General features: G+C 57.4%; 11 protein-coding genes and 1 tRNA gene. 5 read left to right on the forward strand and 7 right to left on the reverse strand.

The genetic code is table 11. The features are described 5' to 3' along the window. The first annotated feature begins 88 nt into the window (after window positions 1-88). Window positions 89-1729: an IS1182 family transposase gene (locus H9S92_RS15305; RefSeq protein ID WP_187464761.1), complete on the forward strand. Its 1641-nt coding sequence runs from the start codon at window positions 89-91 to the stop codon at window positions 1727-1729. Window positions 1730-2097: 368 nt separating this feature from the next. Here the strand turns inward: H9S92_RS15305 and H9S92_RS15310 are convergent, their stop codons facing one another. From H9S92_RS15310 to H9S92_RS15320, 3 genes are all read right to left on the reverse strand, one after another. Beyond that, on the reverse strand, window positions 2098-2835 hold the full coding sequence (locus tag H9S92_RS15310) for a 3-keto-disaccharide hydrolase (protein WP_187467571.1): 738 nt from the start codon (window positions 2833-2835) through the stop codon (window positions 2098-2100). A 305-nt stretch (window positions 2836-3140) separates the two neighbouring features. Continuing rightward, window positions 3141-4277, reverse strand: a complete 1137-nt coding sequence (locus tag H9S92_RS15315) for a S1C family serine protease (RefSeq protein WP_187467572.1) — start codon at window positions 4275-4277, stop codon at window positions 3141-3143. A gap of 164 nt (window positions 4278-4441) precedes the next feature. After that, a complete protein-coding gene (locus tag H9S92_RS15320; RefSeq protein ID WP_187467573.1) occupies window positions 4442-6673 on the reverse strand; it encodes a TonB-dependent receptor in 2232 nt (743 codons plus the stop codon). A gap of 990 nt (window positions 6674-7663) precedes the next feature. On the opposite strand from H9S92_RS15320, the gene H9S92_RS15325 reads away from it, so the two are divergent. From H9S92_RS15325 to H9S92_RS15340, 4 genes are all read left to right on the forward strand, one after another. Then, window positions 7664-8653: a DUF2279 domain-containing protein gene (locus tag H9S92_RS15325; protein WP_187467574.1), complete on the forward strand. Its 990-nt coding sequence runs from the start codon at window positions 7664-7666 to the stop codon at window positions 8651-8653. 422 nt (window positions 8654-9075) lie between these two features. Beyond that, window positions 9076-9513, forward strand: a complete 438-nt coding sequence (locus H9S92_RS15330; protein WP_187467575.1) for a hypothetical protein — start codon at window positions 9076-9078, stop codon at window positions 9511-9513. Continuing rightward, a complete protein-coding gene (dinB, locus tag H9S92_RS15335; RefSeq protein ID WP_187467576.1) occupies window positions 9473-10588 on the forward strand; it encodes a DNA polymerase IV in 1116 nt (371 codons plus the stop codon). Before H9S92_RS15330 ends, dinB begins: the two co-directional genes overlap by 41 nt. A gap of 409 nt (window positions 10589-10997) precedes the next feature. Beyond that, a tRNA-Lys gene (locus tag H9S92_RS15340) sits at window positions 10998-11071 on the forward strand. Window positions 11072-11181: 110 nt separating this feature from the next. Here H9S92_RS15340 and H9S92_RS15345 read toward each other — a convergent pair. From H9S92_RS15345 to H9S92_RS15360, 4 genes are all read right to left on the reverse strand, one after another. Next, complete coding sequence (locus tag H9S92_RS15345; RefSeq protein ID WP_187467577.1) at window positions 11182-11703, reverse strand: DUF2335 domain-containing protein; 522 nt, start codon at window positions 11701-11703, stop codon at window positions 11182-11184. A gap of 10 nt (window positions 11704-11713) precedes the next feature. Continuing rightward, window positions 11714-11902: a hypothetical protein gene (locus H9S92_RS15350; RefSeq protein WP_187467578.1), complete on the reverse strand. Its 189-nt coding sequence runs from the start codon at window positions 11900-11902 to the stop codon at window positions 11714-11716. A 231-nt stretch (window positions 11903-12133) separates the two neighbouring features. Then, the gene (gene rpsO / locus H9S92_RS15355) at window positions 12134-12409 is read right to left on the reverse strand and encodes a 30S ribosomal protein S15 (protein ID WP_187467579.1); all 276 of its coding nucleotides are present in this window, start codon (window positions 12407-12409) and stop codon (window positions 12134-12136) included. Between the two features lie 90 nt (window positions 12410-12499). Continuing rightward, complete coding sequence (locus H9S92_RS15360) at window positions 12500-13126, reverse strand: chromophore lyase CpcT/CpeT (protein ID WP_187467580.1); 627 nt, start codon at window positions 13124-13126, stop codon at window positions 12500-12502. Between the last annotated feature and the right edge of the window lie 14 nt (window positions 13127-13140).

Raw genomic sequence — 13140 nt, forward strand, 5'->3', positions numbered from 1 at the left:
GGGGCCGTCTAAAAAGTCTACTAGGGGGGCATTCTGGTACAAAATACGAAAAAGTAGTATTTTGAGGCTGTTCCCATCCCCGTAGCCGATGAGCACAAAAAGAGCAGTTTTCAAGCCTGACCTCCAGAACCAAGGCTTGCTATTCCCTCCACATCTTGCCGACATGGTACCGCCTCATCATAAGGCGCGGCTGATCAGCCAGATTATAGATGGGATGAACATTGATTCGATCCTAAGCACCTATTTAGGAGGTGGCAGTAGCGCGTACTCTCCTCGGATGCTGCTTAAGGTGTTGGTTTATGCCTATTCTGATCGGGTGTACTCATCTCGTTCGATTGAGAAGGCTTGCTATGAGAACGTGTGCTACATGTGGCTAAGTGGGATGTCCACTCCCGATCACAATACGATCAATAACTTTCGCAAGCACCGCATGGGTGGCCGGGTAAAGGAAGTGTTTGCCCACGTTTTGTTGACTTTACATGAACAAGGCTATGTCAAGCTGGATGATTACTTTTTAGATGGCACTATACTGGAGTCAGTAGCTGGCCGGTACACCTTCGTTTGGAAGTCAAACGTTGAGCGTTACAAGAAGTCGGTGCTAGACCAGATAGGGATGATCGTTTCTCAGATTGACGCTTTATGTGAAAAAGCGGATAAAGAGGATGAGCAAGCTGCCGATGGGGATGATCAAGGGGACAAACTCAGCGACAGTGCAGCAGTCCAAGAAACGATTGATCGACTCAACAAAGCCTTAGAAAGTCAGTCCCCCAGCACCAAGGAGGAAGCCAAAGAGGTCAAAAAGGCAAAGACAAAACTGAAAAACCTGGAGAGCAAGTCCTTGCCCAAACTCCAGGAATATGAGCGCCAGCAAGAATTACTGGGAGATCGGTCGTCTTACTCTAAAACGGATCATGGTGCTACGTTCATGAGGCCCAAAGACGACCACTTGGGCAACGGGGAGCTAAAACCCGGCTACAATGCTCAAGTGGGAACGGAAAACCACTTTGTTGTAAACTGGACAATGCACCAGACGCCTTCTGATGCGGCCTGCCTCATTCCTCATCTTGAAGACACCGAATCGATCTTAAGCCAAATCGGATTGAACTTGCCCAAGGCCATTACAGCCGATGCGGGGTATGGCAACGAAGAGGCCTATCGCTATTGTGAGGGCAAGGAGATAGAAGCCTACCTCAAATACCCGGGCTATTACAAGGAAGAGCAAGGAGTACTTAAAGCGCCATTTGCGCCAAGCCAGTTATACTATAACGAAGAGCAAAATGTGCTGATATGCCCCATGGGTCAGCATATGACGTATTGTGGAGAGGGAGAGGAGAAAACAGCAAGTGGGTATATCCGTGAAACAAGTAAGTACAAAGCCGTCAATTGCATAGGCTGCCCCTTGCGCGGGATGTGTCATAAACAAGACGGCAACCGAGTGGTAACCATTAGCCACAAAGGTCAAAGCTATCGCCAGCAAGCCCGAGCTCGTCTGAGCACGAAAGAGGGTAGAGCAAAGTGCCTGCGCCGTAACGCAGAAGTCGAGGGCTTCTTTGGCAACTTGAAGGCCAATCTGGGAAGACGTCGGTTTACACTAAAGGGACTTACGGGGGTTAACATTGAGATGGGCCTCCTTTCGATAGCCACAAATCTTCGTCGATTACATAAATTATCGATTGAGCAAGGGCGTAGTCTGCTTACTCCGGTCGTACAAAGGGCCCAAATGACCTAAAACGGCCCAAAAATCCGTCTAGACGGCATTTTTAACTCCCTGAAGGCCCACCCAGCATGTGGGGAGGCCCAAAAAAGGAACACATATTTTTTCTTAAATGTGTCAGAACGCAACCAGCACAGCCACCGTGGCGCACCCCACAGCTTTGGGGCTGACTTTTTAGACGGCCCCGAACCTTAATAACCCCGGATGGAGGATGCGCAGCCTCCGGAATCCGGGGTACTCCCGCCAGAGTATGCGCAGCATCCGGAATCCGGGGTACTCCCGCCAGAGTATGCGCAGCATCCGGAATCCGGGGTACTCCCGCCAGAGTATGCGCAGCATCCGGAATCCGCCCCACACACAAAAGCTGCCATCCAGGTCACCCCCTAATTCCGCCGCACCCGCACGTTGCGGAAGCGGCACAGGTGGCCGTGGTCCTGCAGCCCCAGGTGGCCTTCCTCAGCGCTGGCGTAGGTGGGGTATTCGGCAAATTTGCTCTTGGCGTAGCGGGCCTTCCAGTCCTCGTCGTGCAGTTCGTAGCTGATGACGAGATTGCCGTTCAGCCAGTGCTCCACGTGCTTGCCTTTTTTCAGGATCCGGGCCTGGTTCCACTCACCAATCGGCTTGCTGTGGTTGACCGTCTGGGCGTGCATATCGTAGTTCGCGCCGGTCAGTTGGCTGCTCGTCAGCTCGGGGTAGGTGACTTTGTAGGTCTCGTCGTCGAGCAACTGGTATTCCGGCGCGCTGTGCCAGATGGGGGTTTCGGGGACCTCCTGGACCAGGTATAAAATGCCGCTGTTGGAGGTATCCGTCAGGGCAAATTCCAGCTCCAGCTCGAAGTCGCCAAACTTTTCGCGGGTAATGATGTCGCCACCGCTGCCCGCTTCTTCCATCCCGGAGTGTTCCACCATCAGTTCGCCGTTTTCAACGCGCCAGCCGTGGGTGGGGAATTCGGCCTGGTTATAACCACGCCATTTTTCGACGCTCGTGCCGTCGAACAGGACTTCCCATTCGCCAGTGAATTCGGCAGCAGCAGTTTCGGTTTCGGTATCCTCCGCTTCTTTGGGCGCCGGAGCGCAGGTGCAAAGGAGGAGGGACAAGGAGCAAAGTAAGAAGGTACGCATAGTGAGTGAACTTGGGTACGGGAGACTTAAACCGTACACCGCCCCAAGGTAGGAAATTCACCGAAATGTTGTGGAGGTGCTTAAACTCGACGTTAGCTACTGCTCGCCCTGGCTACTCTCCGTACACATCATTTCAGGCACTACAATCTCCAGCATTGACCCGCAAACAACCATCAATTTAACGTCAAAAGAACGGTGCTTGGGTCACCCCTCTCCTGTGGAGAGGGGCCGGGGGAGAGGGCAAAATCAGACTTAAACCATACACCGCCCCAAGGTAGGAAATTCACCGAAATACGGAGCCCCGCCTAATCCACCGTACTTCCCAAAGTAGCAGACACATCCAGTTTGCGGTCGTCGCGCAGGATGTTCAGCGTCACCGTTTCGCCAGGTGCAAGTTGCTCCATCGCCTGGAAGTAGTCGGTATTGCTCTTGATGGGTTTGCCGTTGATGCCGAGCAGGATGTCTCCCAGGGCGTAGTAGCCCCGGCTGTCTTGGGTAAGGCCACGGACACCGGCCCGGGCCGCTGCGCCCTCGGGAGCCACCCGGTAGAACGCCAGGCCCTGCTCATTGCGGAGCGGACGAAACTCCACGTCCAGCGTCGCCCGGCGGATTTCTCCGTAGCGGATCAGGTCGGGCACCACGTAGCGCACTACGTCTACCGGAATGCTGAAGCCAATCCCCGCCGAAGCACCGCTCGGACTGTAAATCGCCGTATTCACCCCGATCAAAAGCCCTTTGCTATCGAGCAAGGGACCACCCGAATTGCCCGGGTTAATGGCCGCGTCGGACTGGATAACGCCCTGGATCGGCACGTTGGCCTGGCTGTTGATTTCGCGATCGAGGGCCGAGACGACGCCCGTAGTCAAGGTCTGGTCGAGGCCGAAGGGATTACCGATGGCGTAGACCGATTGCCCCACCCGGATGCCTTCCGAAGAACCAACGGGAATGGGCGCCAACTCCCGCTGCGGCGCGTCAATTTTGAGAACGGCCAGGTCCTTCTCCTTGGCAAAACCCACGAGCGTAGCGGGGTAGTTCTCCCCATTGGCCAGGGTAACGATGGCCTGAGTAGCCCCCTGAATGACGTGGTAGTTCGTAATGATGTGCCCCTGCTTATCCCAGACAAAACCCGACCCGGAACCGGAAGGAACCTCCGTCACGTCAAAACTCCAGAAGCTCCGCTGCCGGGTTTTCGTAGTGATGTAGCACACCGAAGGGGAAGCCGTTTCGAAAAGCTGAATCGTGTGCAACTCCGACGGGGTATAGGTCAGTGCCTCCTCCGCCGTGACACTGCTCGCAATCGGACTTTCTCCCCTACTGACGACCGGAACTTCCGTAGTTGCCACCGTTGTGGGGCCCACCACCACGGGGGCAACGGGAAAAAGATAACGGCCAGCGGCAAATGCGGCCAGGACGATTAAAAAGGATAAAAGGAAGTTTTTCACGGCGGTGCTGGGTTATGAACGGGATACGGGGCCAGGATCTCCCCCGGCCCCGCCGATAAAACGCTCCAAACGGTACTTTCAGTTCACTACCCAGCACGAAAGCACCGCAGCCCCCCCAACCCCGGAAGGGGTCGAACCTGAATTGCCCCGGATAAAATCCGGGGTTAAAAATCCAAGCCCAGCCCCAGCAACACATTCCGCCCCGCCTGGGGGTAAAGTCCCTGCAGGATCGTCTGCTCCCCGGCGAAGCGGTAGCGATAACTCCAGCCGTTGGAGAAATATTCCTGGTCGGTGAGGTTGCGCACCAACAGGGTGAGGCGCAGGGCTCCCAACGGGCCTTCCCCCCGGGGCCGGAGGGTGTAAGCCAGGCGCAGGTCGGTGTAGTAATAGGCGGGCAACGCGGCGGCCGGGTCGCCCGTGTTATCGACGAAGCGCTGTCCGACGTATTTGGTCTGCAAGCCCGCTTCCAGCAGGTGGCGGTCGGTATTGGCCAGCTGGTAGTTGAGGTCCAGGGCTCCTACCACGTCGGGACTGAAAGCCAGCGGTGTCCCTTCGCGCACCACTTCGGCCTGGCCGAGGAAGTTGAAGTCTTCGTCGAAGTCGTCCAGGAATTCGGTGAAACTCCCAACGCGGTTGCGGCTCAGGGCCAGGTTACCTCCTACGCTGAAAGCGGAGGTGACCTGGTAGCCCCCCTGCACTTCGAGCCCCAGGCGGTAGCTTTCCGGCACGTTGGCGCGGATGTATTCCCCGACGTCATTAAGCTGGCCGGTCAGGACGAGCTGATCGCGGTACAACATGTGGTAGAGGTTGACGCCGTAGTTGAAGCGGCCAGCGCTCGTCCGCAGGCCCACTTCGGTGTTGTAAAGCTGCTCGGGGCGGGGCCGGGTAGGACCGGGATTCTCCGTGAAGTCGTTGCGGTTGGGTTCGCGCTGGGCGACGCCGAAGCTGGCGTAGGCCTGGCCCCGGCCAAAGTCGTACAGCAGCCCGGCCTTGGGATTGAAAAAAGTGTGCCGGGCCGTTTCGTCGATCCGGCTCAGGTCGTTGGCGAAGCCCAGGAACTGGTAATTGACGTGGCGCAGTTGCACATCCAGGTAGGCGTTGAAGCCCCCACCGAAGCGGTAATTGCCGCGCAGGTAGTTGCTGAAATCGCGTTTGGTGGCGTCGTTGTCGTAGTAGCGGTGGCGGATTTCGGAGTTGCCGGCGTTGCGGGCCCAGATGACTTCGCCGTAGTGGTGGCCCAGGTATTCGTTGGCTGAGCCGCCCAGGGTGAGGTCAAAGGCAGCACCGGGGCGGTAACGGAGACTGTAGACCGTGCCGTAGAAATGGTTGTCGAGCCAGCGGCGGCGGATGAGGTCGGAGGTCTCCCCTTCCGTATCCCCGACTGTGATGCCGTAGTCGGCCAGGTCCTGCTCGGCTTTGTACTGCTCGAAGTAGCCCAGTCCGCGGGTGTAGTGGCCGCTGATGCCCAGTTTCCAGCGGGTCCCGAAGGCATTGTTGTAGTGGAGCTGGTAGTGGTTTTGGCGGTAGTTATCAACTTCGTTGTCGTAGGGTTCGCCCGTTTTTTCGGTGCCAACGGAATTGTAGGTGCGGCCAAATTCGTCGATTTCCGCCTGCGTGACGCCGTTCCAGGCCTGGTAAGTGACCTCGTTGCCGCCAAAGGCATTGAAGTTCCACACTGCTCCTTGTCCTTTCCCGGCACCTGCGGCCGCGCCCCCGGCTACGTAAGTGACGCTGGCGTAGTAGCCGCTGAGGTCGGCGGTGGCCCGGTCGACGTACCCATCGGAGTGGGTTTTGCTGTAGCGGGCGTCGATTTTCAGGCCGCTAGGCAGGAGCCCGGAGCGGTAGTTGACGCTGCCCCGGCGGGTGCCGAAGCTGCCCACGGTACCGTCGATGCTGAAGCCAGCTGCTTCCTCGATGCGGTTGGTGCTGAAGTCGATGGTGGCCCCGAAGGCTCCCGCGCCGTTGGTGCTCGTCCCGACGCCGCGCTGGATCTGTACGCCGCTGGCGGAGCTGGAAAAGTCGGGCAAATTGACCCAAAAAACGCCCTGGCTTTCGCTGTCGTTGTAAGGAATGCCGTTGATGGTGACGTTGGTGCGGGTGGGGTCAGAGCCGCGGATCCAGATGCCCGTGTAGCCGATGCCGGTGCCCGCGTCGGAGTTGACGACCACCGAAGGCGTCCACTTAAGCAGGTAGGGCGCATCTTGGCCGAGGTTGCGTTTTTGGAGCGCGGACCGGTCCAGCTCCACGAAAGTGACGGGCGTGAGCGGGGTGGCAGCGGTGGCCGTAACGGTGATGTCGGCGTTGAGCACCCCCAAAACGAGGGTATCGGGAGATTGGGCCCGGAGCGCGTAGCCCGTGGCCAGCGCCAGGACGGCGCCAAAAAAGAATCGCAGCATGCGAGAAAAATTTTTCCCTTCCCGGCATTACCCGGGCAGGTTCCTGATTATGAAAATCTAAGGGTATGATCTCAGCCGGCCCACACGGGCCAGCACCCCTATTTATCGGTGGCAAAGGTAAAACAAGGAAATGGATTGGGCCGGAGATTCCCGGGAAGGGCCTTCGGATGACCGAAGGGGCATTTTGCTGGTAGCGATTAAAAAACGCGTCTTACCTTGCGCCCGGAGCAAAAAAAAGAAACCGGCCGCCGAAAGGGCAACCGGTTCGAAAAAAGAGCTTTGAGAGGCTATCTACATACCAAATTTCCGGAGGTTGTACCCTCCAATGTCGTCGTTCATGGGAAAATGGCCACTTGGGCCTGAAAACACGAATTCGCTTGAGATTACGATTGGCCTAAAGCAAGAAACTGATCGTCTGAGATTACGGCGTTGTCAAAAGAAAGCAGATCACTTGAGATTACAATTGGTCAAAAGAAAGCTGGTCGTTTGAGATTACGGTTGGTCAAAGGAAAACAGGTCTTGTGAGATTACGCTTGTCGAAAAACTTAAACGGGGTCGTGTGAGATTACAATTCGCTTGTGCCTAAAGATGGAGTGTTGTGAGATTACGATTCGCTTGTGCCTAAAATAATGGTCGTTGTTGGTGTGTTGAGATTACGGCTTGTCTGTGCCTGAAAAACATCATTCTGAAAAACCACTTTTGCTCTTGGTGAGCCTTGAAGTGTTGCTGTCATCATTCGTTTCCTCTTTCTGACAATACAAAAGTGCGGTAAGAAACCACACCTGTCATGTACATATGAGTAGTTTTCTGGACCAAAAAGTCGAACAGCAAAAAACATAAACTACTCAAAATCAATTTATTAAGATGAAAACAGTGTGCAAAAAGTGGACAATCAAGCAAGCTTCTTCCCCGCCCATTGGCCCAAAATTTTTTCATTTTTTTTCGCTGGCGGGCAAAAAAAGGTGCCTTAGCTGCCTTTTTCTGCTCTGTTTGGGTGCCCTGGCTCTTTTTCCCGCTCCGCTGGAAGGGCAGTTGGATAGCCTCCCGGACTATACGCAGCGCGATCCTCTGCAGGGGGTGGCTCCCGACGGATGGCTGCGGCCGGCGGATTCCTTTAACAAAAACCGCTTTTACCTTTCGGCCGGCACCGGTGCGGCGCTGTACGGAGCGGCCAGCGTGGGGCTATACCAGACCTGGTACGCGGGTTACGACCGCGTCGGCCTGCATTCTTTCGACGACTGGGGCGAGTGGAACCAGATGGACAAGGCCGGCCACGTATTCACGGCCTACATGTTCAGCCGCTATGCCTTCGCTGGCGTACGCTGGGCGGGCGTTGAGCGGCCGGGCGCCCGCCTGATGGCCTTCGGCGTAGCCAATCTTTTGCAGGGCACCATTGAGGTGCTCGACGGCTTTTCCTCCGAATGGGGGTTCAGTTGGTCCGACATCGGGGCCAACGTCACCGGCAGCCTCATTTTTACGGCCCAGGACCTGGCCTGGCGCGAACAGCGCATCCTTATAAAGGTATCCAACGACCTGCGGGCCCACCCCGATGTGCCCATCACCAACGCCAGCGGTGCGATGTCTAACCTGGGCAACATCAGCCGCGAGCGTTTCGGGGACAATTTCTTCGAGCGCTACCTCAAAGATTACAATGCCCAAACCATCTGGCTGAGCGCCAACCCGCGTGCCTTCTTCCCGCAGAGCAAGGCCCCGACCTGGCTCAACCTGGCCGTTGGCTACGGCAGCGAAAACGTCTACGGCGCCTACGGCAACGTCTGGAGTGAGGGCGGCCAGGGCTTTTTCTACCCCGAAAGCCGCTACCGGCAGTGGTTCCTCAGCCCCGACGTCTATTTCAGCCGCATCCCCACCCGCAAGCGCGGCGTGCGTCTGCTCCTCGGCATCCTCGATTTCGTCAAATTACCCGCGCCAGCCCTGGAATACAGCCGGGGAAAATTCCGGGGGCACTGGGTGATGTGGTAGCGATTTTGGGCGCGGACGCAGGTGCTCCCCCCCGCCCCCCCGAAGGGGGGAGTCAGGACGGAGGAGCGAAGTTCGTCGCCAATCCTTATCTTCGGCTTCGCTTGTGGAGCGCCAAGCCTGAGTCAACCGGGCCAGCACTGGAGGGCCAGTGGCGCTGTTGGCCCGCGTCAGAACAATACATTTCATAATTCATCAGCAACTGGCTGCGTAGTACTGAGTGCATTTAGTTGAGTTATTTTGGGTGTACCACCTTGCTACTACACAGAAAAACCCTCCTCTACTAATTATAAAAAGCAATTATACCGAAATAAAATTTGGCTCTTTATCGAAATGTAGATCGAAAGGTCATCCCTCTCCTGTGCAGAGGGGCCGAGGGAGAGGGATTAAAAACTGAACTGATAATAACTGAAAATCAACACCTTATGATCAGAACACTTTTGAAAATCGGCCTGCTGTTGGTCGTCGGCCTGCTGGGCTACAACTACTTTTTCGGAGACGCTGAGGAAAAGGCCCAGAGCCGGGAGATCGTCGGCAAAGCCGGCGAACTCGGCAAAGACGCCTGGAACCTCCTGGTCAGTGAGCGCCAGAAGATGCGCGAGGGCAAGTACGACGATGCCCTGGAAAAACTCGATGGCCTCTACACCAGCCTGCGCGGCAAGGCCAAGGAGTTGCAGGACTCCGACGCCCTGGCCCGCATCCAGGAGTTGAACGAGCGACGTCTGGAACTCGAAAAAGCCCTGGGCTCCGACGGCAGCGAACTCTCTTCCGCCGCCAAACGTAAGCTAGATGACCTCACCGCCGACACCGAGGAGCTGATGAATGAAATGGAAACGAAAAGCCAACCGGCTGCCCCCCGCTAGCGAGCGCAAAATCATCCATATCGATATGGATGCCTTTTTCGCCAGCGTAGAGCAGCGGGATAACCCGGAACTGCGCGGCAAGCCCATTGCCGTAGGCGGCAGCAAAATGCGGGGCGTCGTGGCCGCAGCCAGCTACGAAGCCCGGGTCTTTGGCGTCCGCTCCGCCATGCCCAGCGTCACCGCCCAACGGCTTTGCCCCCAGCTTATCTTCGTGCGCGGCAACTTCGATCGCTACCGGGAAGTCTCCGACCAGATCCGCGACATCTTCATTTCCTACACCGACCTGGTGGAACCCCTCAGCCTTGACGAAGCCTACCTCGACGTGACGGAGCCCAAGCGCGGCCCCGCCTCGGCCACCCTCATCGCCCAGGCCATCCGCCGGGAGATCTTCGAGCGTACCCAATTGACGGCTTCCGCCGGCGTAAGCTTCAATAAATTCCTCGCTAAGGTGGCCAGCGACATCAACAAGCCCAACGGCATGAAGGTCATCACCCGCGCCGAAGCCCCGGCCTTCCTCGCCGCGCTGCCCGTCAAAGATTTCCACGGCGTCGGCCAAAAAACCGCCACCCGCCTCGAAAAGATGGGCTTCAAGACGGGCAAAGACCTCCTGGTCCTCTCCGAACTGGAAATGGCCCAGCGCTTCGGCAAAATGGGCCACCACCTCTACCGCATCGTTCATGCCCTCGATAACCGCCCCGTCAACCCCCACCGCATCCGCAAAAGCATCGGGGCGGAGCGGACCTACTTCGAAGATGTCAGCAGCCGGCAGGAGATGCGCGAGAAGCTCGATTGGCTGGCGGAGAAAATCTTCCGCTACCTCAAAAAACAGAACAACTTCGGCCGCACCGTCACCCTGAAGATGAAGACGCCCGACTTTGTGGTCCACACCCGCTCCCGCAGTTTCGCCGGCGAAATCCGTACCCTGCCCGACCTGCGCGCCACCGCCTACGCCCTCCTGGACGAGAACATCGACGAAGTACCCACCGTCCGCCTCCTCGGCCTCAGCATCTCCAACCTCGAGCGCGAAGGTGCCGGCGGCGTGCAGTTGCTGCTTCCCTTCGACGAAGAAGAATAAGGTACTATCGAGGCTTCAGCCCGACCTCGCCCAAGGTACTGTCGCGGCTTTAGCCCGACCCCCAAGACCGAAGGTTCCAGGTACTGTCGAGGCTTCAGCCCGACCTCCTTTCGGGGTTTCCCCCGATCTCCTCTTCAGGCTTCAGCCCGCCCAGCTATGGTCGGGCTAAAGCCACGACAATACCTTCCGCGCCACCTCTCAAAAATCCACCCCGCAACTTTCCTTCTCCACCCAGAGTTACCTCCAGGTACCGTCCCGACTTTGGCCCGACCCCGCCCCCAAGGTTAGGGTCGGGCTAAAGCCACAACAATACCTTCCGCCCCGCCCCACCAAACTTTATTCCCCGCCGTGCTTGCAAATGTGTTAACACTAGACTTACCTTTGCGTCGCTTTTGTGAAAAAGCTGTTTGATTCCTTAGCTCAGTTGGTTAGAGCATCTCACTTTTAATGAGAGGGTCCTGGGTTCGAGCCCCAGAGGGATCACTAGAAAAAGCCCCCACGCACGCTCCTGTGCTGGGGGCTTTTTGGTGTTTTTGGGGGTGGGCTATTGGCTGAGGAACAGAGCCCCAGCAACGGACGACCAAACGCCACTCTTATTCCCTTTTCCGTAAACTCCGATTAGCCAGAAAAGCCCCGGCCAGCCCGACCAAAGTGGTGGCGAAAATGGTCACCGCAACGGTCTCTTTGCCCAGGATGGCGAGGTAAGTCCCGGCTCCTGCCAGCGCCAGGACGACTAAAGCAGCAACTACCACGTAAAACCAACCCCGGAAGTTGTGGCCGTTCAATTCCTTGCGCTCCATCGCCATGCGGTGGTCCGATTGGTTTTCGGCCTGCTTCAGTATCCACGGCACCAAATCCGGTGAGACTTCCTGGTATTCCTTCAGGGTCGCCGGATCCGGTAGCGGACCGCTGCGCAGCTGGATGCGGAAATTATCGAGGTATCTTTCCACTACAGCCCGTTCCTCCACCGGCATGGTCTCCAGGGCCTCCTCTACCTCATCCGGCAGCTCCAGGGCGTCTTCGTCAGGGGGCAAACTTAAGGGCTCGTGGTCTCCGGGCGCAGGGGCGGGGGGTGGGGTGGCTGGTGGAACGGGCTTTTGGCTTTTACCGGCCATTATTTACTGACTATTTCGTGTCGCGCATCGCCCGGCGCAGGTCTCCGCCCACGGCGCGCCAGTCTTGCGCAAGTGCCTCGGCATCCGTGCGGCGCAGGAATTCGGGACGCTTCTCGTTGAAACCAAAGATGTTAAAAACCTCCAGAAAGGCCTGTAAAAAGCTCAAGGGAGATTTCTTGGAAGAAAGTCGACTATCCATAAGGTTGCAATGAATGAAAACTATAGTACACCAGGTAGAACGCCGCAAACGTGCACAAGGATGCAAAACGGCAGGCCCCGGGTCCCTAATTTAACAGCAAGTTAGCCTTCCTGGCTCGATATTCCTACCCCACCCCCAAAAAAAGCGCCCCACCAGCCAAAGCCAGTGGGGCGATTCGTGCATTTTCCGACCGCCCAGCCCACCCGGTGAGGGCTGCTAAGCGGGAGTAGATTACTTACGGATGCCGAGTTTGGCGATCAGCGCACGGTAACCTTCGAGGTCTTTGCGTTGCAGGTAAGCCAGGTGGCGGCGGCGCTGGCCTACCAAAGACAGCAGGGCCTTGCGGCTGCCGTGGTCTTTGCGGTGGCGCTGCAGGTGATTGCTCAGTTCCTGGATGCGGTAGGTGAAGAGCGCGATTTGGCCTTCGGTAGAACCGGTGTTGGTGGCCGAACCGGCGTGCTCGGCGAAGATCTCAGCGATCTTCTCTTTGGGGAGGTATACTGCCATAATTAAAATGCCTTTGGTGATCGCCTGGATCAGGTAAAGCGAAAGATTTCGGGCCGCAAAAGTACGGCTTTTCCGGCACTGTGCAAGCCCCTACTCCTTAAAAAACATGTACCCCCCTCCGGTCGCGCCCCACACCTGCTGGTCTTGGGCGTCAAAACCCTGGTCCCACGACTGAATAAAGGACGACGTTACCGACACCCGGCTGGTAGCGTAGGCGGCCCCGCGCAGGCTGCTCGGGCAGTCTTTTTTCCGGGTGCTGCCCCGGTACACCCCGCCCTTATCGATCTTGAGGTAGACCGCGCAGCCTTTGCGCTCGATCAGGTCGGCGGGGCCAATCGCGTTGAGCAGCGCGGGGCGGCGGTGGGCCCCAATGAAGCGCTCCGGATCGGGCAATTCGTAGACGTGGCTGATGAATTGCTTACCCTTGCGCTCCAGGCGGTACACGCGCTGCCGGTAGGGCTTATCCTGCGCATCGGCCACGGCCTGCTCGACGTAGAGGTAGTGCTCCGGACGCTCGGGCCAGATCTCTTGCATGTGCAGACGGATGTCGTAGTAGGCGGGGTCGGCCCCGGCTTGGGCGCTGGAATTGTAGGAGCCCGTCATGGCGCTTTTGAGGTCGAGCAGTGCTGCATCGGGCGCGGCCGCAGGTGCCGGGTTCCGCGTAGAGGAGCAAGCGACGAACAACAAGGCTACGAAGGGCAAAAATCGGTAGGGCATAGTTAAAGAGTTGC

The organism is Neolewinella lacunae (assembly GCF_014349155.1).
Taxonomy (GTDB): Bacteria; Bacteroidota; Bacteroidia; order Chitinophagales; family Saprospiraceae; genus Neolewinella; species Neolewinella lacunae.

Bases quoted from the DNA above. Each gene is read 5' to 3' on its own strand.
- H9S92_RS15305 (WP_187464761.1), top strand. From the start codon at position 89: ATGAGCACAAAAAGAGCAGTTTTCAAGCCTGACCTCCAGAACCAAGGC.
- H9S92_RS15310 (WP_187467571.1), bottom strand. From the start codon at position 2,835: ATGCGTACCTTCTTACTTTGCTCCTTGTCCCTCCTCCTTTGCACCTGC.
- H9S92_RS15320 (WP_187467573.1), bottom strand. From the start codon at position 6,673: ATGCTGCGATTCTTTTTTGGCGCCGTCCTGGCGCTGGCCACGGGCTAC.
- H9S92_RS15330 (WP_187467575.1), top strand. From the start codon at position 9,076: ATGATCAGAACACTTTTGAAAATCGGCCTGCTGTTGGTCGTCGGCCTG.
- dinB (WP_187467576.1), top strand. From the start codon at position 9,473: ATGAAATGGAAACGAAAAGCCAACCGGCTGCCCCCCGCTAGCGAGCGC.
- H9S92_RS15345 (WP_187467577.1), bottom strand. From the start codon at position 11,703: ATGGCCGGTAAAAGCCAAAAGCCCGTTCCACCAGCCACCCCACCCCCC.
- H9S92_RS15350 (WP_187467578.1), bottom strand. From the start codon at position 11,902: ATGGATAGTCGACTTTCTTCCAAGAAATCTCCCTTGAGCTTTTTACAG.
- rpsO (WP_187467579.1), bottom strand. From the start codon at position 12,409: ATGGCAGTATACCTCCCCAAAGAGAAGATCGCTGAGATCTTCGCCGAG.
- H9S92_RS15360 (WP_187467580.1), bottom strand. From the start codon at position 13,126: ATGCCCTACCGATTTTTGCCCTTCGTAGCCTTGTTGTTCGTCGCTTGC.